17 protein-coding genes are annotated in these 18221 nt (G+C 57.1%); 7 read left to right on the top strand and 10 right to left on the bottom strand.

What is annotated here, in order from left to right:
• The first annotated feature begins 40 nt into the window (after positions 1–40).
• The 3 genes from D1823_RS14405 (at position 41) to D1823_RS14395 (ending at position 3895) form a co-directional block, all read left to right on the top strand.
• Positions 41–706: a glutathione S-transferase family protein gene (locus D1823_RS14405; protein WP_117872914.1), complete on the top strand. Its 666-nt coding sequence runs from the start codon at positions 41–43 to the stop codon at positions 704–706.
• Between the two features lie 75 nt (positions 707–781).
• Positions 782–1819, top strand: a complete 1038-nt coding sequence (gene queG, locus D1823_RS14400; RefSeq protein ID WP_117872913.1) for a tRNA epoxyqueuosine(34) reductase QueG — start codon at positions 782–784, stop codon at positions 1817–1819.
• Between the two features lie 72 nt (positions 1820–1891).
• Positions 1892–3895 (top strand): hydantoinase/oxoprolinase N-terminal domain-containing protein, encoded by a 2004-nt coding sequence (locus D1823_RS14395; RefSeq protein WP_117871140.1) that lies wholly within the window; start codon positions 1892–1894, stop codon positions 3893–3895.
• 39 nt (positions 3896–3934) lie between these two features.
• Here D1823_RS14395 and msrA read toward each other — a convergent pair whose 3' ends face one another.
• Together msrA and msrB are read right to left on the bottom strand one after the other, a co-directional pair.
• A complete protein-coding gene (gene msrA / locus D1823_RS14390; protein ID WP_117871138.1) occupies positions 3935–4447 on the bottom strand; it encodes a peptide-methionine (S)-S-oxide reductase MsrA in 513 nt (170 codons plus the stop codon).
• Positions 4447–4893 carry a peptide-methionine (R)-S-oxide reductase MsrB gene (gene msrB, locus D1823_RS14385; RefSeq protein WP_117871136.1) on the bottom strand — a complete coding sequence of 149 codons (447 nt, stop codon included), beginning with the start codon at positions 4891–4893 and terminating at the stop codon, positions 4447–4449. Before msrB ends, msrA begins: the two co-directional genes overlap by 1 nt.
• A gap of 145 nt (positions 4894–5038) precedes the next feature.
• On the opposite strand from msrB, the gene D1823_RS14380 reads away from it, so the two are divergent.
• Positions 5039–5560: a glutathione peroxidase gene (locus D1823_RS14380; RefSeq protein ID WP_117871134.1), complete on the top strand. Its 522-nt coding sequence runs from the start codon at positions 5039–5041 to the stop codon at positions 5558–5560.
• On the opposite strand, the gene D1823_RS14375 is transcribed toward D1823_RS14380, so the two are convergent.
• On the bottom strand, positions 5536–6423 hold the full coding sequence (locus D1823_RS14375; protein ID WP_117871132.1) for a DMT family transporter: 888 nt from the start codon (positions 6421–6423) through the stop codon (positions 5536–5538). The genes D1823_RS14380 and D1823_RS14375 overlap by 25 nt on opposite strands.
• A 182-nt stretch (positions 6424–6605) precedes the next feature.
• On the opposite strand from D1823_RS14375, the gene D1823_RS14370 reads away from it, so the two are divergent.
• Positions 6606–7802 carry a BCCT family transporter gene (locus tag D1823_RS14370; protein WP_117872912.1) on the top strand — a complete coding sequence of 399 codons (1197 nt, stop codon included), beginning with the start codon at positions 6606–6608 and terminating at the stop codon, positions 7800–7802.
• 198 nt (positions 7803–8000) lie between these two features.
• Here the strand turns inward: D1823_RS14370 and D1823_RS14365 are convergent, their stop codons facing one another.
• The 5 genes from D1823_RS14365 to D1823_RS14345 all read right to left on the bottom strand — a co-directional run bounded on the left by D1823_RS14365 (position 8001) and on the right by D1823_RS14345 (position 13564).
• Positions 8001–8561, bottom strand: coding sequence for a CHAP domain-containing protein (locus tag D1823_RS14365; RefSeq protein ID WP_371415283.1), 561 nt, complete (start codon positions 8559–8561; stop codon positions 8001–8003).
• A 274-nt stretch (positions 8562–8835) separates the two neighbouring features.
• A complete protein-coding gene (locus D1823_RS14360) occupies positions 8836–9123 on the bottom strand; it encodes an HU family DNA-binding protein (protein ID WP_117871130.1) in 288 nt (95 codons plus the stop codon).
• A 130-nt stretch (positions 9124–9253) separates the two neighbouring features.
• Positions 9254–10717, bottom strand: coding sequence for an AMP nucleosidase (locus D1823_RS14355; RefSeq protein WP_117871129.1), 1464 nt, complete (start codon positions 10715–10717; stop codon positions 9254–9256).
• Positions 10714–12516, bottom strand: coding sequence for an adenine deaminase (ade, locus tag D1823_RS14350; RefSeq protein ID WP_117871127.1), 1803 nt, complete (start codon positions 12514–12516; stop codon positions 10714–10716). Before ade ends, D1823_RS14355 begins: the two co-directional genes overlap by 4 nt.
• Positions 12517–12694: 178 nt before the next feature.
• A complete protein-coding gene (locus tag D1823_RS14345) occupies positions 12695–13564 on the bottom strand; it encodes a LysR family transcriptional regulator (RefSeq protein WP_117871125.1) in 870 nt (289 codons plus the stop codon).
• A 112-nt stretch (positions 13565–13676) separates the two neighbouring features.
• Here D1823_RS14345 and D1823_RS14340 point away from each other — a divergent pair, with 112 nt between their 5' ends.
• Positions 13677–14432, top strand: a complete 756-nt coding sequence (locus tag D1823_RS14340) for a class II aldolase and adducin N-terminal domain-containing protein (protein WP_117871123.1) — start codon at positions 13677–13679, stop codon at positions 14430–14432.
• Positions 14433–14490: 58 nt separating this feature from the next.
• On the opposite strand, the gene D1823_RS14335 is transcribed toward D1823_RS14340, so the two are convergent.
• On the bottom strand, positions 14491–15123 hold the full coding sequence (locus D1823_RS14335; protein ID WP_117872910.1) for a class I SAM-dependent methyltransferase: 633 nt from the start codon (positions 15121–15123) through the stop codon (positions 14491–14493).
• Between the two features lie 88 nt (positions 15124–15211).
• Between D1823_RS14335 and D1823_RS14330 the strand changes: the two genes are divergently transcribed.
• Positions 15212–16057 carry an SDR family oxidoreductase gene (locus tag D1823_RS14330; protein ID WP_117871121.1) on the top strand — a complete coding sequence of 282 codons (846 nt, stop codon included), beginning with the start codon at positions 15212–15214 and terminating at the stop codon, positions 16055–16057.
• Positions 16058–16062: 5 nt separating this feature from the next.
• On the opposite strand, the gene D1823_RS14325 is transcribed toward D1823_RS14330, so the two are convergent.
• Positions 16063–17682, bottom strand: a complete 1620-nt coding sequence (locus tag D1823_RS14325; protein ID WP_117871119.1) for a GMC family oxidoreductase — start codon at positions 17680–17682, stop codon at positions 16063–16065.
• Positions 17683–18221: the final 539 nt, after the last annotated feature.

Below are 18221 nucleotides of genomic sequence, written 5' to 3'. Positions count from 1 at the left end.
GGTAAATCTGTCGGGTATTCACTGGTTCGATTGGAAGTCCATGGCGCGTCTGTTTCACGTTCCCCTCTCTCCGTATTGTCGCAAGGTCCGTCTGTCGCTGGCGGAGAAGAAGATCGAGGTTGAGCTGGTAGAAGAGCGATACTGGGAGCAGGATCCTGATTTCCTGCGCCGCAATCCGGCGGGAAAAGTACCCGTGTTGCGTCTGGACGGGCACATCATGTCGGAAAGCGCGGCGATCTGCGAATACATCGAAGAAACCCGCCCTGAGCCAGCTTTGATGCCGAAAAACCCCGAAGCCAGATTTGAAGTGCGGCGCCTTGTCGGGTGGTTCGACGACAAGTTTCACCACGAGGTGACATCGAAACTGTTGTATGAGCGGGTGAACAAAAAGGTGACGGGACAGGGGTATCCGGACAGCAAGCATATCAAACAGGGCGCCAGGGCGATCAAATACCATCTGGATTACATGGCATGGCTGCTGGATCATCGCCGCTGGCTTGCGGGGGATCAGATGACACTGGCTGATTTCGCGGCCGCAGCGCATCTGTCTTCGCTGGACTACATCTCGGACGTGGACTGGAATCGCAGCCAGGTGGTCAAGGACTGGTACGCAAAGATCAAGTCTCGTCCTGCGTTTCGGTCAATTCTGGCGGATCAGGTGCCTGGGTTCCGACCGCCGCCCCATTACGCTGATCTGGATTTCTGATAGGGTGCGCAAGGGGGGCTGTCTGCCCCCCATCGCGCCGTGGGCGCGATTCCCCCCGAGGATATTTTTGGCCAGATGAAGAGCGGATCGGATCTTAAGGAAAAGCTGGTGCAACAAGCCTTGGCAGAGGGGTTTGTTGCCTGTCGTGTGTGCCGGCCATGGGATGTTCCACTGGTGCCGAAACGCTTGCGGGCATATTTGGATGCCGGTTACCACGGGCAAATGGGATGGATGGCCGCGCGCACACAATGGCGTGGCGATCCTGCCGCCCTTTGGCCCGAGGCGCAGTCAGTCGTCATGTTGGCCGAAAGCTATACGCCGGAACATGACCCGACAGAGATCCTGAATCACCCGGATCGCGGTGCAATTTCGGTCTATGCGCAGAACAAGGACTATCATGATCTGGTCAAGAAGCGGCTGAAACGGTTGGCGCGATGGCTGATTGCCGAAGCCGGGGGGGAAGTAAAAGTGTTTGTCGATACCGCACCGGTTCCCGAGAAACCTTTGGGGCACGCAGCCGGATTGGGGTGGCAGGGCAAACATACCAATCTTGTAAGCCGCGAATGGGGAAATTGGGCTTTTATAGGGTCTGTTTTCTCCACACTGGACCTGCCGGCGGACAAATCAGAGATAGACCACTGCGGGTCGTGCCGCTCCTGTCTGGACAGTTGCCCGACCGATGCGTTTCCGGCGCCGTATCAGTTGGATGCACGGCGGTGCATTTCATACCTGACAATTGAACACAAAGGTCCGGTGGACCAAGAGCTGCGCAATAAGTTGGGCAATCGGATTTACGGCTGCGACGATTGCTTGGCCGCGTGTCCCTGGAACAAATTTGCCGTCGCCGCGAGCGATATGCGCTATGCCGCCCGGGACGATCTGAAAGCGCCCGGCTTGCAAGAACTGGCGGCGCTTGACGACGCAGCCTTCCGTGCGCAGTTTTCTGGCTCACCGATCAAGCGCATCGGGCGGGACCGGTTCGTGCGCAACGTTCTGTATGCCATTGGAAACTCGGGACAGCCGAAATTGAAAACAGTGGCCCAGAATCTGGTCGAAGACCCCGACGAGACGGTGGCCGACGCGGCGCGCTGGGCGGTGGAACAACTGTCATAATTGCCGCAAACAGGCTGGACGTGTCGTGCATAACCGCTACACCCATCCCCAGCGAACAGTGAGGAGAACCCGATGACGTTGTCTTTGGGGGTAGATACGGGCGGGACCTATACCGACGCGGTGTTGATCAGAGATGAGCAAGAGGTCATTGCCTCGGCCAAGTCTCTGACCACCCGGGCGGATCTGGCGATTGGTGTGGGCAGGGCGATCTCGTCTGTACTGGCAGAGGCGCAGGTCACGCCGGATCAGATCTCGATGGCGTCATTATCGACGACGCTGGCCACGAATGCTCTGGTCGAGGGGCAGGGCGGTCGTGTCGCGTTGATCTATATCGGGTTCAAGGACAGCGATCTTGAAAAACACGGGCTGAAAGAGGCGCTGAAGGGTGATCCGGTCCTGGTGATTGCGGGTGGGCATACCCATTCCGGGGGGCAGGCTGCGGCCTTGGATATCGCAGCGCTTGAGGCCTTTTTAGACTCTCATAAGGGGGTTTCTGGCTTTGCGGTTGCTGCTCAGTTCGCCACCCGCAACCCGGCGCATGAGTTGGAAGCGGCGCGCATAATCTCGGAAAGAACCGGGGCGCCGGTGACCTGTTCGCATCATTTGTCCGCCAAGCTCAATGGTCCGAAACGCGCCGTGACGGCTGTTCTGAATGCGCGGCTGATCGGGATGATCGACCGCCTGATCGGGCGTGCACAGGATCAGCTGCGTGCTTTGGGGATTTCTGCGCCGATGATGGTGGTGCGCGGCGATGGTGCATTAATGAGCGCGGAACAGGCGCGGGAACGGCCGATAGAGACAATCCTCAGCGGTCCGGCGGCTTCTATTGTCGGGGCGCGATGGCTTACCGCAGCGGACAATGCGCTGGTCTCGGATATCGGGGGAACCACGACCGATGTTGCACTTATCCGGGATGGAAAGCCCGCGATTGATCCGGCCGGGGCGCAGGTGGGTGGGTTTCGCACCATGGTTGAAGCCGTGGCGATGCGTACCCATGGTCTGGGCGGTGACAGCCAGGTGCATGTTGTGGCCGAAGGGCTACGGGGCGGTGTGTTCCTCGGCCCGCGTCGGGTGTTGCCCGTATCGCTGATCGCATCAGAAGCACCAGACGTTGTGAATTCTGTGCTGGATGAACAATTGCGGGCCACGACCGTGGGCGAGCATGATACACGCTTTGCCCGCCGCGTGACCGGCATCGACACCGACGGAGTCGGTGCACGGGAAGAGATCTTGTTGGAGAGGCTGGGCGATCAGGTTCTGCCCTTAAGTGCGCTACTTCGGTCCCGGATGGAGAACGGAGCGCTGACGCGGCTGGTGGATCGCGGGATCGTTCAGGTCTCGGGCGTGACACCGTCGGATGCCAGCCATTTGCTGGGGCGGGTCAGCGCCTGGGACGTCGAGGCGGCCCGTAAGGCACTGCAGCTTATGGCACGTAAACGGGTTGGGTCAGGGGATATGCTTGCACACTCGCCCGAGGCCCTTGCGCAGATGATAGTCGATCAATTGACCAAACAGACCAGTCTGGCTTTGTTAGAGACTGCTTTTGATGAAGAACAAGATGGATTTGGTGTGCTGCCGCATGATTTGGCGCGTCATGTTCTGACACAGCGTGGGTTGGCACAACACCGTGGGTTGCTGTCGCTGAGCGCTGCTTTGAATGTGGATGTGGTGGGCCTTGGGGCGTCGGCCCCCAGTTACTACCCTGCCGTGGGTGAGCGGTTGCATTGCCGGATGATCCTGCCGGAACATGCAGGCGTGGCAAATGCGATTGGTGCTGTCGTGGGGCGGCTGACCTTGCGCCGCTCGGGCACGGTCACATCCCCGGCGGAAGGGCGGTATCGCGTGCATCTGCAGGATGGTCCGCAGGATTTTACCGCGTCAGAGGACGCGTTGGCCTTGTTGGAAAAGGTTTTGATGTCCGAAGCGGAGGGCGCAGTGCGAGAAGCCGGCGCAGAAGACATTCGCGTGATCGTGGATCGTGACATCAAAACTGCACGGGTCGAGGCAAAGGATGTCTTTGTCGAAGCCATGATCACGGTCGAGGCAAGCGGACGTCCGAGGGTGGCCGCAGACTAGCCCCCCTGAAAGATTCAGAGGGGCCGGGCAGGTGGTGCTTTATTCTGCTGCGCTTGCGCGCTTGGGCAGAACCCAATCCTGTCGTGGGAAGTGGCAGGTATAGCCGTTCGGGATCCGCTCCAGATAATCCTGATGCTCTGGCTCGGCTTCCCAGAAGTCTCCGACAGGCTCGACTTCGGTCACTACTTTTCCGGGCCACAAGCCGCTGGCACTCACGTCGGCGATAGTGTCCAAGGCCGCCTGTTTCTGCGTGTCATCCACGTAGTAGATCGCAGATCGATAGCTCATGCCGATATCGTTGCCCTGACGGTTGACCGTAGTCGGGTCATGGATCTGGTAGAAGAACTCCAGCAGGTCGCGATAGCTGATCTGAGACGGATCGAACCAGATCTCGATCCCCTCGGCGTGTGTGCCATGGTTGCGATAGGTTGCGTTGGGCACGTCGCCCCCAGTGTAACCGACACGGGTACGCGACACGCCCGGCAGTTTGCGGATCAGATCCTGCATACCCCAGAAGCAGCCCCCGGCCAGTACAGCGCGTTGTTGGGTCATCAGATATCCTCCACTTGATTCAGGTATTCGCCATAACCTTCGGCTTCCATCTCGTCCCGATGAATGAACCTTAGCGAGGCGGAGTTTATGCAGTAACGTAGCCCGCCATGTTCACGCGGACCATCCGGGAAGACATGCCCCAGATGGCTGTCGCCGTGTTTCGAACGAACCTCGGTACGGATCATGCCATGCGTGGCATCGCGGAACTCTTCGACGTGTTCGTGGACGATCGGCTTGGTGAAACTGGGCCAACCGCACCCGGATTCGTATTTATGGGTCGAGGCAAACAGCGGTTCACCTGATACGATATCCACATAGATACCCGGTTCTTTGTTGTTCAGGTATTTCCCGGTGCCCGGACGTTCTGTACCACTGCGTTGAGTGACGTGAAACTCTTCGGGCGAAAGCGCAGCAATGGCCGTGGGGTCTTTGGTATAGCGAGTCATGGATCCTCCGGCTGATTTATTGTTTGCGCCATTATCTGGGGGCTGCGGAGTGGAAAGCAAAGCGATATTTCAAACCGCTCTCGCAGTCGTGCAAGTGATCTGAACAACAAAGACATGCGTATCAATCTAAAAGGGAGGACAAGAAATGATGAGATTGCTGCTTTTGACTGCCCTGATCTTACTGGGCCGCGCCGTTCAGGCGGCACCTCTGACCGGTGAGTTCGACTCGATCGACGGAGGCACATTGGCCATCGAAGACTGGCGCGGCCAACCTGTGCTGGTGGTCAACACCGCGTCGCATTGTGGATTCACGGGACAATACGCGGCTCTGCAAAAGGTGCATGAGACCTATTCCGGCAAAGGGCTGGTCGTTCTTGCGGTGCCGTCGGATTCATTCAATCAGGAGCTGGAATCGGCAGATGAGGTTAAACAGTTTTGTGAGATGAACTATGGGCTGACCCTGCTGATGACGGACATCACTCCGGTCAAAGGCGCAGACGCCCATCCGTTCTACAAAGCCGTTGCCGCCCGGACCGGTTTCACACCCAAATGGAATTTCAACAAGATCCTGATCGATTCTGAAGGGGAAGTGGTTGCGACCTATGGGTCGAACGTTAAACCCGATTCCCGTAAATTGTTGTCTCAAGTCGAGGCCTTGCTGCCCTGAGCGCCCTGTCGTGAAATCTGAACCGCAAGAATGCCAAGGGTCGTGACGGCAACGCCGACCGCGTCCATCCCGCCCAACTTTTCGCCCAGCAGGATCGCTGCGATCGTGACCCCGAATACAGGGTTCAAAAAGTGGAAAGTGGCGGCCCGAATGGCTCCGATCCGATCCAGTAGCAGGAACCAGATCAATGTGGCCAGCAATCCGGGGAAAAGGGTTGTGTAGATGAACGCCAGCGCCAGCGGAAGTGTCGGGTGAATGTAGATGGTCTCAAAGATCGGAGCGGCCAGGAACAGCGCGGCTGAGCCTACCAGCATCTGCAAGCCGACGACCATCATGAAGTTACCGCCAGACGTCGCACCGCGAACTGCAAGCGTGGCAAAAGTCAAAGCAAGCGCCCCCGCACCGCATAGTGCGACCCCGAACATATCGACGCCCGCGCTGATCCGGCTGCTCATGATAAGGGCGACTCCGGCGAAACCGGCGAACAGACCCAATACACCAAGCGGGCGCAGCTTGTCCCCGAACATCAGCCAACCTGCCAGTGCCACCAACAAGGGCATAGTGGAAGCGATAATGGCTGCGACCGAAGCCTCGACCGTTTGCATCGCGTAGAAGTTCAGGCCCAAATACAGGGCATTTTGGCAGATTCCGAACAGGATCGTGGCACGCCATTGATTTCGGGTCAGGTTCCAACTTTGCCCCATCGCGCGGGCAATCATGACCCCCAGAACACCGGAGATAAGAAACCGCAGTGCCAGCGAAAACAGAGGTGAGGCATCCGCCACGATGATCCGCGCCGAGGTAAAGGCAGATGACCAGATCAGGGCAAATGTCAGCCCCATGGCTATGGCGCGCAGATCCATGGAGACCCCCTGTCACGTCGCGCGGACTGTCCCTGATTTTGGGATCGGTCGCAAGCAGTGCGCGTCAAAAAAGACACATGCGTGATGCAAGAAAAGTCTTGCATATGTTTATATTGATTGACTGGCCAATTAAAGATATCGGCGGCAAGACCTGACATATCAAGGGAGGTTTGTCGGTGCTTCTGGAGTACATTCTATCTTTCGGCGTCCTGCTGGCATTGGGCCTGGTCGCTTTCTTCGTCGTGAAATGGTGGAACCTGCGCTGCGTTGGCGTGACACCGGTACATCTGTTCACGTTCATCGCGATCCTGTTCACATCCGGTCTGGATGTCGGCCTGATCATGTTCCCACTGACCGAATTCGGTGGATATGCCGACGACCCTGCTTACGCCTTCGCAAACCCGCTGGCGATCGAGTTCGGATTCTGGGGCTTTCTGATCTGGGCCTTTTATTTTCTGACGGCCTTCTACTTCTGCGTGATCGAACCCCGTGTGAGGTTCTTTGAGATCCCGCTGGTCAAGCTGATTAACAACGCGGTCATCATCGGCACCTGTGCTTTCACAGCCAGCCTTTTCCTGATCTACCTGCCCGGCTATCTGCCCGAGGTCGGAGACGGCGAATCCGTCGTTACTACCTTCTACATCATCGTGTTTGTCGTCATTCTGGCGGCGGCTTATTCTTCGACCGATCTGAAGTATGTTCGTATCCTGTCGGTAGGTTCTACTTTTCTGTTCCTTGCACTGATTCTGGGCATGTGGGCAGCTGCAGGCATGGGCGTGACCGGGTTCGTGGAAACCGGCAGCGATATCGGGGCCTATTTCGCCAACCTGCACAAATTTGTCCTGCCGCTGACCGACTATCACGCATTCTACCTGTTCTGGTGGTTTGCATGGTCGATCATGATCGGCCAGTTTACTTCGCGCTTCGTGGGTGGTCTGACCACGTGGCAGTTGCTTGCCGCTCTGCTGATCTTTCCGTCCATACCGCTGGGGATCTGGTTCACCGTTCTCTACTATTACCATCTGAACGGCATCAGTACCGCAGGCATCACCAACATTGCGATGGTGATCGTGGGTGTGACGTTCGTGATCAACTCGCTGGACTCGCTGATCCGACTGTACACCGACAACCTGAACCTGACCGTGGAACGGTTTGGCAAGGCGATCTATGTGGCTGGCAACGTCGCGCTGTTGTTTGCCCTGACCCTGCTGTTCCAGAGCCAGTGGCTGCAGATTCAATGGATCGGAGCCGTCGTGGTTGGCCTGTATCTGGCCTGCGTCGTTTATATCCTGATCACCAAACGCCAGGAGGTGATGAGTATCGATTCAATGCCTGAAGATCGTGATCTGGACTTCCACAAGGTTGAGACGGTTCACTGACCGACCTATCGAAGCAAATCGAAAAAGGGCGCCTCTGGTGCCCTTTTTTTGATCGTCCAATGTCGCAGTTTTGTACAATATGCGGACTTTTCAACCACTCGGTATCCCGACGCTGACGGTCATTGTCTTCGCTGCACGATTGAAATGAGTGTCGCGCGTGGTGCGATCAACTCGTTCGCGAAATGAAATTCAACAAGGTTACTTGCCAGCTGTCGGATAGATGAACCCATTTACCGGGTAGGAACTGCCATACCGGCCCGGTTGACTTTCAACCCGGACCACTGTCCAGTCATTGTTTTTCGAGACATCCTTGACGCCCATTTGCAACGACACCTTGTTGCGGTGCCAGTTGGCGTGATTCACAATGACTTCGCGATCGGAGACTATATCGGATACGACGGCCACATGGCCCAAGGGCATCCCGCGGGTTGCCCGAAACGACATTACCGCTCCAACAACCGGTTCCTTGCCTCGCTCAAACGTTTTTCGAGCTTTCCCCCACCAGTCCTTCGCATTGCCGCGAATTTCTATACCGCTGAGGTCTCGCGCGTAGGGCACGCACCACACTCGCTGCCCTCTTGACCGCTTCTTCGAGACCTCTTGCAGAGCCATCAACTGACGTTCAGGATTGAGATCCTCATTGGTTGTGTTTTGCGCGCAGGCAGAGACAAGTGCAAAGAGGCCCACCGCGATCGCGGATCGGGCGGCGCCGGACACGCGTGGCCAAGTCGATTTCTTTCTACATACGATGGTTTGCAAGACGTTTCATTGCCGGTTCGAAGACTAATGGAGTTTTAAGGCGATCAAGCAAGTTATGGAAAGAGGCCCGTCAACGGCACGGCAAGATTTCGCCGGTTCACATTCCCACGTTCAGGCCGATGCCTGCATGGAAGGCGATTTGTGACGTTAGTGACGCATTCTGAACCGAAACATGGTGTCGGAATCGGGTTCAAACCCGACACGCACAAAACACTGACGCAAAAGAAAAAGAGCCCCCGAAGGCGGCTCTCTATCGTTGTCCCGAAAGTTGAATTCAGCCGTTCACGCTGTCTTTCAGTGCTTTGGCGATGGTCATCTTCACAACCTTGTCGGCTTCCTTGGTGAAGGTCTCACCAGTGGCCGGGTTGCGGACCTGACGCTCGGGGCGTTCGCGACAGTAGATTTTTCCGACGCCGGGCAGGGTCACTGCGCCACCGGCCGAAACTTCGCGGGTGATCAGGCCGGTGATGGCCTCCAGCGCGGAGTTCGCAGATTTCTTGTCGGTTCCCATTTCCTCAGCGAGAGCAGCAACCAGCTGAGTCTTTGTCATAGGCTTTGCCATTTCTTGGTCTCCTTAACGTGCCCGATCTATAGGGCCTCACCGCGTAACTGTAACGGGATATTGTGGCTAAACACAACGAATAGTAGCGCTGAAAACCCTAAAAATATGGGGAAAACGTTGCTTTTTTGCGTCAGAGAAAGGCTGTTTCGTCGAAGGAGCGCAATTTCCGGCTGTGTAAGCGCTCCAACGGCATGCCGCGCAAGTGCTCCATCGCCTTGATGCCGATGGCCAGATGCCGGCTGACTTGCGTGGTATAGAAGGAAGACGCCATGCCCGGCAACTTCAATTCTCCGTGCAGGGGTTTGTCCGAAACGCACAGCAAAGTGCCGTACGGTACGCGGAACCGATAGCCGTTCGCTGCAATGGTGGCACTTTCCATATCCAGCGCGATTGCCCGGGATTGACTCAGACGCTGGACCGGACCGGACTGATCGCGCAATTCCCAGTTTCGGTTGTCGACCGAGGCCACTGTGCCTGTCCGCATGATCCGCTTCAGCTCGTAACCTTCCAGTTTGGTCACCTCGGCCACGGCGTGTTCCAGCGCCACCTGCACTTCGGCCAGAGGCGGGATCGGCACCCAGACCGGCAGATCGTCATCCAGAACCTTGTCTTCGCGCAGATAAGCATGGGCCAGAACGAAATCGCCCAATGCCTGTGTGTTGCGCAACCCGGCGCAGTGACCAACCATCAGCCACGCGTGCGGGCGCAGAACTGCAATATGGTCGGTGGCGGTTTTTGCATTGGATGGGCCAACACCGATGTTCACCAACGTAATTCCCGAACCATCTTCGCGCTTCAGGTGGTAGGTTGGCATTTGTGGCAGTTTCAGCGGTTGTTCGATAGGTGCCTTGGGGTCCGTGATCTCGGCATTGCCGGTTGAAACAAAGCTGGCATAGCCGCTGGCAGGATCCGCCAATTGCTCGCGGGCGTAGTTCTCGAATTCCGAGACATAGAACTGGTAGTTCGTGAACAACACGTGGTTTTGAAAGTGACCTGCGTCAGTTGCGGTATAGTGTGCCAGCCTCGCAAGCGAATAATCCACGCGTTGGGCAGTAAAAAGAGACAAGGGACCAACAGCGTCTTCATGGTCATGCACACCATTGACGATGTCATCATTTGTGGTTGTCAGGTCAGGAACGTCAAACACATCGCGCAGGGTGAAGTCTGCCGCCCCGTGATGAGGTACAACCAGATCGGGATTGTTTGCCACGGCAAAATGCACCGGAATCGGTGTGCCCGACGCCGCAATTGTCACAGGCTGGCCATGGTTCTTGATCAACAGTGCGATCTGTTGGGTCAGGTAGGATCTGAACAAATCCGGGCGCGTCACCGTCGTGGCGTGAACGCCGGGTTCGGACACGTGACCAAAGCTCAGGCGGCTGTCGACTTGGGCATAGGTTGAGGTTTTGATGCGAATTTCCGGGTAATAGGCTCTATATCGCGCGGCAGGCGCTCCATTTCCCATGGCTTCCGAGAAACTGTCGCAAAGGAAATCGATTGCCTGGACGTAAAGCTCTTCCAGCCGTGCAACGGCGGCGGCGGGATCGGTAAACTGCTCTGGCGCGGGTGCTTCGGGGGTCAGGAGTGTTGTCATGCCAATGGTTCCAAAAGATCTATTTTTTCAAATGTGCGCACGTCGACCAGTCCGAGATCCGAGATTCGAAGTTCCGGAATTACGACCAGCGCCAGCAGTGAGTGCTGCATGTACGCGTTGTTCAGATGACAGCCACAGTCCTGCATGGCTTGCACCATCATATCGGCCTTGGCCGCGACTTCGGCAGCAGGACTGTCGGACATCAGGCCAGCGATGGGCAGTTCGACCAGCGCCAGTTCCCGCCCGTCACGGTACAAGGTGATGCCACCGCCCATTTCGGCCAGGCGGTTTGCGGCCAGCGCCATCTGATCCCGGTCCGTACCGACGACGATCATGTGGTGACTGTCATGCGCCACGGTCGAGGCCATGGCCATTTTTCCCTGATATCCAAAGCCCGAAACGAAAGCGTTGGTGACGCCCCCGGTGGCCCGGTGCCGTTCAACCAAAGCGATCTGACACACCTCGCCTTCGCCTTCGACCAGACCGCCAATGATCGGCAATTCTGCTTTCAGCGCCTTAGTCGGCGCCTGGTTTTCCACCACGCCGATGACGTTGGCCTGAACTCTGTTGGCTCCTTCCGGTGCCTTGATCTCAAAATCGGCCGACGTCAGTTCATGCCCCAGGTGAACGGTGTTGCGCGCTTTTTCGGGCCAGTTCAGATGTGGACAATCCACCTTGATGGCACCGTTTTCCGCTACCACCTGCCCGCGGGCCATCACCATCTCAATCGGCAACTCAGTCAGATCTGAACTGAGGATGATGTCCGCTCTTCGCCCCGGAGTGACGGATCCGATTTCGCGCTCCAGCCCGAAATGAGTTGCCGTGTTGATCGTCGCCATCTGCAGCGCAACCAGAGGGTCGCACCCACAAGAAATGGCATGACGTACGACGCGGTTCATATGCCCGTCATTTACCAATGTGCCGGAATGACAGTCATCCGTGCATAGAATGAAGTTGCGCGGATCCAGCCCTTTTTCGGTCACGGCAGTGATCTGGCTTTCCACATCATACCAGGCCGAGCCCAGACGCATCATCGAGCGCATCCCCTGGCGAACCCGGGCAATGGCGTCGGCCTCGCATGTGCCTTCGTGATCATCTGCCGGGCCACCCGCCACGTAAGCTGCAAAATCAGGCCCCAAATCAGGCGAAGCATAGTGCCCTCCGACGGTTTTCCCGGCCCGTTGAGTGGCGGCTATTTCGGCCAGCATCTTGGGATCACCATGGATCACACCTGGGAAATTCATCATCTCACCCAGCCCGATGATACCGGGCCAGTTCATCGCCTCGGTCACGTCTTCGGGCGTGATTTCATAGCCTGTCGTTTCCAACCCGGGTGCGGATGGTGCGCAGGACGGCATCTGAGTGAAGATATTGACCGGTTGAATCATCGCTTCGTCATGCATCATGCGCACGCCGTCCAGACCCAGCACGTTGGCGATCTCATGCGGGTCGGTGAACATGCTGGTCGTGCCATGGGGGACGACCGCACGTGCAAATTCGGCCGGAGTCAGCATGCCGGATTCGATATGCATATGTGCGTCACACAAGCCGGGCAAAATGTAACGCCCTTGCGCGTCGATGATTTCTGTTTCCGGACCGACGCAATGCGAGGCATCCGGTCCGACAAAGGCAATTCGCCCGGCGGCAATCGCCACAGAATGATCCGGCAGCAATTCGCGGCTGTGTACGTTCGCCCAGATTCCGCCCTGAATAACCGTGTCGGCCGCCTCACGTCCGGCTGCAACTGCGATCAATTTAGGGGCGACTTCGGGCCAGCTTGGGAAGGGTATGTATTCCATGGCTCAACTTTCACGAATGCGCCAGCGGGTGCAACCCCGGTTCTTCGTTGTTATGGATTCCTCATGTGTATTGGGTATGCCTTCTGGTCCGGGCGCGCCCGCCGCGCGTCAGCGATGCTCGGCCCAACCTACGAAGATGCCCCGGCGGGGCATTGCCGTTGGGCGGGAGTAATTCCCTTTATGCCGCAGCCCCGATTTCTCGCCGTACCCAATCAGCAAAGGCTACGGCTCCGGGTGTATCCTCGGCCTTTGGGGATAACAGCAGATAGTAGGACTCCGGCATTCGAACGCGGTGCTCAAACGGCGCAACCAGTTGACCGCGCTCGATCAGATGACTTGCGATAGTATCATGAGCCAGGCACAGACCGCCGCCAGCCATGACTGCTGACAGGCAAACTAGGTAGGTCGTTGCGTATGTGATCGACGGATTATCCCATTTTAGACCCTGATCTTCCGCCCAACTTGGCCAGTTGGACAGCAGGTTGGAGCAGTCGAAAAGTGGCTGTTCCTGAAGATTTTCCAGACACACCTGATTTCCGGGAGCGCAGACCGGATAGTAGTGTTCGGTGCGCAGAATTTCGGTTCGGACTGTATCCGACGGTCGAAGCGAGAACCGAATCTCGACCGCTGCGCCTTCGGCCATTTCGCGCGGCTCCCAAAGTTCGGTGAAGATATTCAGTTGAACATCCGGATGTTCTGTCCGAAATGCCGGCAGGCGCGGGGCCAGCCAGTTGACGGCAAAGCTGATGTTGCATTGCACCTGCACCGCGTTTGGCTGCGCACCAGTAACCGCCCGGGTTCCGCGCATAAGCGTCCGGAAGGCCTCTCGCACAACTGGCAGATATGTGATTCCGGCCTCGGTCAGTTCCAATGCTTTGGGTCGACGCAGAAACAGTGGCTGCCCCAGATGCCCTTCCAGAGACTTGATCTGCTGGCTGACGGCGCTTTGCGTCATGTTCAGGTCTCGCGCGGCGCCAGTAAACGAGAGATGGCGTGCGGCGGCCTCGAAAGTGCGCAACCAGCCCAGCGGAGGAAGCGAGTTCTGCATCTACATAACCTCGGCATAAGTTCAGCTAATGGGATAGTCGTGTTTTTTTCGTTGGTCAAACCGCCGGACCCCATGCAGGTTTGGCCACGACCAGCCGCGAAAGGAGCCAAGCATGAGCCTCACCAGTCTTCGTCCCAATATCGACCATTGGTCCGAGCGCGTGGATATGGCCGCCACCTTCCGCTGGACGGCCCGGCTAAACATGCATGAGGCGGTTGCCAACCATTTCAGCCTGGCGGTGAATGATGACGGCACGCGGTTTCTGATGAACCCCAATCAGGTGCACTTTGCGCGCATTCGTGCCTCGGATCTATTGTTGCTGGATGCCAAAGACCCGCATGTGATGGAACAACCCGGTGCCCCGGACCCGACGGCCTGGGGGCTGCATGGCTCAATCCACCGCCACTGCCCTCATGCGCGTTGCGTCATGCATGTGCATTCGATCTTTGCGACTGTTCTGGCCTCTTTGGCCGACAGTTCATTGCCGCCAATCGATCAGAACACGGCAACCTTTTACGACCGTTACGTGGTAGATGAAGAATTCGGAGGTCTGGCCTTTGAAAGCGAGGGCGAGCGTTGTGCCGGGATGCTGTCTGATCCCAGGAAAAAAGTAATGATCATGGGCAATCACGGTGTTCTGATCATCGGCAGCGACCCTGCCGATGCCTTCAACAGGCTGTACTACTTTGAGCGCGCGGCCGAAACTTACATTCGTGCTTTGCAAACCGGACTGCCCCTGCGCGTCTTGTCGGATGAGATTGCCGAAAAAACAGCGCAAGAGTTGGATGACTATCCCGATCAGGCCGAGGCGCATCTGCGTGAGATCAAAGCAATCCTTGATTCCGAAAGTTTGGACTACGCGACCTGAGGCGAATGCGATGCACATGGTTGAAGCGGGTGGCTTGGTTGCGTCCGGATAACCGGACTCAAACCCGTTCAAACAAAGCGATCAGGGCGGTGTCATCCTTGTTGGGGCCAGCTGCGAGATCTCCGTATATACGGATTTCGGGCAGGGTCAGGTTGCGAATCTGATCCTGTTCCAGTTTGCGGAACGCTTCAGCAAAACCCAGTTCCTTGAAATGGCGCGCATTGATAGAAAGGGCAAACTGCGCCCCGTGGCGAGCCACGCTTAACAGCGCGGGCAGCACCTCGGGGCCCAAATGACCATGTGTGAACGTGCCGGATGAAACTATGCCGGAATAGCTGTGACGCGGAACAGGGATGCCCTGTGTCAGATCAGCCTCGATCGCGTCCCGGTAAATGTCCTTGCGCATCGCCTGATCCAGCATCTCTGCGCTGATGTCGGTTGCATCAATGGGTCCGACGCCAAGCGCCGACAGCACCGCGCCGCACAGGCCGGTTCCCGCTCCGACATCCAGAACGGGCCCCTGACCACCCGCACCGACAAATGCCCGAGCCGTGTGGGTGTGAAGCTGATAATCTTCGCGCGCAGCGAAACTGTCATCATAATCTCCCGCCCACTCCGCATAGAGCTGTTTGTTCTCGTCCGGAGAACTCAGCGCGTAGGCCGAATGCAGGTCAGGTGTTTTCTTGCTCATGACCAACAGAAAGGCGCAATCGAAGATTCGATTCAAGTGCGTCCATGCGGCGCTTGCATCCCGGCACGGCGCAGATCATCAAAGGTGCATGACCAAGACGCTCTTTTCATTTGGCCATGGCTATTCTGCTCAGGCCCTGTCCCGAATCCTTGCCCCGAAGGGCTGGAAAACTGTTGGCACGACGCGAGACCGTGAAGGGATGGCTGCAATTCGGGCCTCTGGCGCCGAACCGCTGATCTGGCCGGGTGAGGCGCCGAACCTCGATGGGGTGAGCCATTTGCTGATCTCGACTGCGCCAAATGAAGAAGGCGATCCGGTGTTGGCGGCGCTGGGCGATGAAATCGCCAAGCGGGCCCGTCAATTCAAATGGGTGGGCTATTTGTCGACAACAGCCGTCTATGGCGACCATCAGGGTGGGTGGGTTGACGAAGACACGCCGCCTGCACCGACCGCTAGGCGCGGCAGATGGCGTATGCTGGCCGAGGAGCAATGGTCGGCAATTCCGGGGCTGCCTGTTCATATCTTCCGTTTGGCGGGTATCTATGGACCGGGGCGCGGGCCGTTTTCTAAGCTTAGGCGTGGTGGATTGCGGCGCATTATCAAACCGGGGCAGGTGTTTTCGCGCATTCATGTGGAAGACATCGCGCAGATCTTGAAAGCCTCGATGATGAAGCCGAATCCGGGACGGATCTATAATGTATGTGACGACGAACCTGTCCCGCCGCAGGATGTCATAGGATACGCTGCCGAGTTACAGGGTTTGCCCCTGCCTCCTGCAGTCCGGTTCGACGACGCCGATCTGACGCCGATGGCGCGCAGTTTCTACAACGAAAACAAGCGGGTTCGAAACGACCGGATTAAGGATGAGCTTGGTATTGATCTGATCTATCCCAATTACCGGGTTGGGCTTGAGGCCCTGATGAAGGGCCAATAGTGCATTTACAAGGCAGCCGCCTTGATCATGTCTGCAGCCTTTTCCGCGATCATGATTGTGGGTGCATTTGTATTGCCCGACACTAAGGTCGGCATCACCGAGGCATCAACGACTCGCAGACCTTCAAGCCCCCGCACACAAAGCTGGGGGTCGACGACCGCCATTTCGTCCACGCCCATTTTGCAGGTGCCTACAGGGTGATAGATCGTGTCGGCGCGGGCGCGGATATGCTCGGCCCAATCAGCGTCGGTTTTGGCAGTATCCGTACCGAACAACTCTTTGTGCCTATAGTTGTCTAACGCAGGAGCCTGCAGGATGTCCCGTGTCATTCGCGCGCCCTTGATCATTGTATCCAGATCGCGTGCATCTGAAAGAAACCCCGGATCAATAGAGGGTACTTCCATTGGGTCGGAGCTGTTCAAACTGACTGTCCCCCGGCTGTCCGGGCGCAGTTTGCAGACATGACAGCTATATCCGTACCCGTAGTGCAGTTTGCGGGCATGATCATCGACCATTGCGATAGTGAAATGCAGCTGGATGTCGGGACGCTCCAGGTCAGGGGAGGTTTTCAAAAACGCCGCGCCTTCGGCAAAGGGGGTAGCCGCCATCGAGACGCCCGTCCTGCCCCACCGATGAACATGCTTCAGCATTCGCGCTGCCCCTGCCGGGCCAATCCCAAAATTGTCTGTATCTCTGGTTTTGAAGATCAACGTGAAATCCAGGTGATCCTGCAAGTTCTTTCCCACGCCGGGCAACTCGTGGCGAACAGCGACTCCGTGCGGTTCAAGATCGCTCATTGCACCAACACCCGAAACCTGAAGCAGTTGCGGCGATTTCAAAGCGCCTGCGCACAGCAGGACTTCGCGCTTCGCCCGAATGGCGATGTCTGCGCCCTTGCCTCTCGCCCGGTATACAACGCCCGACGCGCGCTTGCCCTCAAAGCTCAGCATACTGGCATGTGCATGCGTGATGACCGTCAGGTTCGGGCGGTCAGAAGCTGGAAAAAGATAACCAGCAGCCGCAGAACAACGCTCACCATTCTTTGCCGGGTCGTGAAACTGTGTAACCTGGTACAGGCCGACGCCTTCGTTGTCGCCTCGGTTGAAGTCTTCAGTATAGCGGTGTTGGAGTTGCTGAGCGGCTTGAATGAACGCAAGGGTGATTGGACGAGGTTCTTTTTGCAGAGAAACATGCAACGGCCCCCTGTCGCCATGCACGCTGTCAGCGCCAAGCTCATTGTTCTCGGCCCGTTTGAAATATGGCAATACGCTGTCCCAGTCCCAGCCGTCGCAGCCCAGATCGGCCCAGCCATCGTAGTCCTGCCGCTGACCGCGTACATACAGCATGGCGTTGATTGCGCTTGAGCCGCCCAGTGCCTTGCCGCGTGGTTGATAGCCCTTGCGCCCCTTCAACCCGGGTTGCGGGACCGTTGCAAAAGCCCAGTTGTTGATCCTGGGGCGCCCCCGTAGTGCGGCAACAACGGCGGCAGGCATTCTGACGAAAAGGCTGTTCCCACCGCCACCAGCTTCAAGCAGGCAGACACTTGTGGATGGATCTTCGCTCATGCGATTGGCCAGAACCGAACCGGCCGAACCTCCGCCTACGATGATATAATCGAATTCCATGCTATCTTTCGCACCTCTCGCGACACCATAGCTCTTATGAGCGTTCGGGCAGCGTTAACATCTCTGTTGTGAGAGTGCGTTAATCGCTTGAAAAAACAATTGTGACCCCAAGTCAGTTTCTTGCGTGCTCTAAACGATATTCTTGATAGTCAGGTCTGCGTCGATCGAAGGACCCAAGGGTGTTTTACAAGCCGCTCTTTTCTGCCTGGACTCTCGATTCCATCTCAGAAGCGAATGTTTCTGGTTCTTCTCGGGAAATCTGCACAACGAACGTGAGCTGCAGAGATTGATTTGTTAAAGTAAATTGTTGTTTTCATTAACTAACATAAGAAATCGACAAAAAATGTGGAGTTTTTTCAAAATGGGGGTTGCAGGTCCCAGACCTAATCCGTAAATACCCCTTCACCGGCGCTGCTGAGGCGGTGCTGACGGGCTGGAGAGACGGTCGGACGCATCGGAGAGACGGTGGAGACGCTCAGGATAGACTGGGGGCATCTTAGGGAATGAGTTAGGCGGGCGCGCTGATGTTATTGGCGCAA

It is taken from the genome of Ruegeria sp. AD91A, from assembly GCF_003443535.1.
GTDB lineage: Bacteria > Pseudomonadota > Alphaproteobacteria > Rhodobacterales > Rhodobacteraceae > Ruegeria.
The sequence above is the reverse complement of the archived record's forward strand: the minus strand, read 5'-3'. Positions and strand labels throughout refer to the sequence as shown.

What these genes read in the sequence shown, in the direction of transcription:
- msrA (WP_117871138.1), bottom strand. Translation starts at nt 4,447, where the DNA reads ATGACCCAACAACGCGCTGTACTGGCCGGGGGCTGCTTCTGGGGTATG.
- msrB (WP_117871136.1), bottom strand. Translation starts at nt 4,893, where the DNA reads ATGACTCGCTATACCAAAGACCCCACGGCCATTGCTGCGCTTTCGCCC.
- D1823_RS14335 (WP_117872910.1), bottom strand. Translation starts at nt 15,123, where the DNA reads ATGAGCAAGAAAACACCTGACCTGCATTCGGCCTACGCGCTGAGTTCT.
- ade (WP_117871127.1), bottom strand. Translation starts at nt 12,516, where the DNA reads ATGGAATACATACCCTTCCCAAGCTGGCCCGAAGTCGCCCCTAAATTG.
- D1823_RS14380 (WP_117871134.1), top strand. Translation starts at nt 5,039, where the DNA reads ATGATGAGATTGCTGCTTTTGACTGCCCTGATCTTACTGGGCCGCGCC.
- D1823_RS14395 (WP_117871140.1), top strand. Translation starts at nt 1,892, where the DNA reads ATGACGTTGTCTTTGGGGGTAGATACGGGCGGGACCTATACCGACGCG.
- queG (WP_117872913.1), top strand. Translation starts at nt 782, where the DNA reads ATGAAGAGCGGATCGGATCTTAAGGAAAAGCTGGTGCAACAAGCCTTG.
- D1823_RS14360 (WP_117871130.1), bottom strand. Translation starts at nt 9,123, where the DNA reads ATGGCAAAGCCTATGACAAAGACTCAGCTGGTTGCTGCTCTCGCTGAG.
- D1823_RS14330 (WP_117871121.1), top strand. Translation starts at nt 15,212, where the DNA reads ATGACCAAGACGCTCTTTTCATTTGGCCATGGCTATTCTGCTCAGGCC.
- D1823_RS14405 (WP_117872914.1), top strand. Translation starts at nt 41, where the DNA reads ATGGCGCGTCTGTTTCACGTTCCCCTCTCTCCGTATTGTCGCAAGGTC.
- D1823_RS14325 (WP_117871119.1), bottom strand. Translation starts at nt 17,682, where the DNA reads ATGGAATTCGATTATATCATCGTAGGCGGAGGTTCGGCCGGTTCGGTT.
- D1823_RS14375 (WP_117871132.1), bottom strand. Translation starts at nt 6,423, where the DNA reads ATGGATCTGCGCGCCATAGCCATGGGGCTGACATTTGCCCTGATCTGG.
- D1823_RS14345 (WP_117871125.1), bottom strand. Translation starts at nt 13,564, where the DNA reads ATGCAGAACTCGCTTCCTCCGCTGGGCTGGTTGCGCACTTTCGAGGCC.
- D1823_RS14355 (WP_117871129.1), bottom strand. Translation starts at nt 10,717, where the DNA reads ATGACAACACTCCTGACCCCCGAAGCACCCGCGCCAGAGCAGTTTACC.
- D1823_RS14340 (WP_117871123.1), top strand. Translation starts at nt 13,677, where the DNA reads ATGAGCCTCACCAGTCTTCGTCCCAATATCGACCATTGGTCCGAGCGC.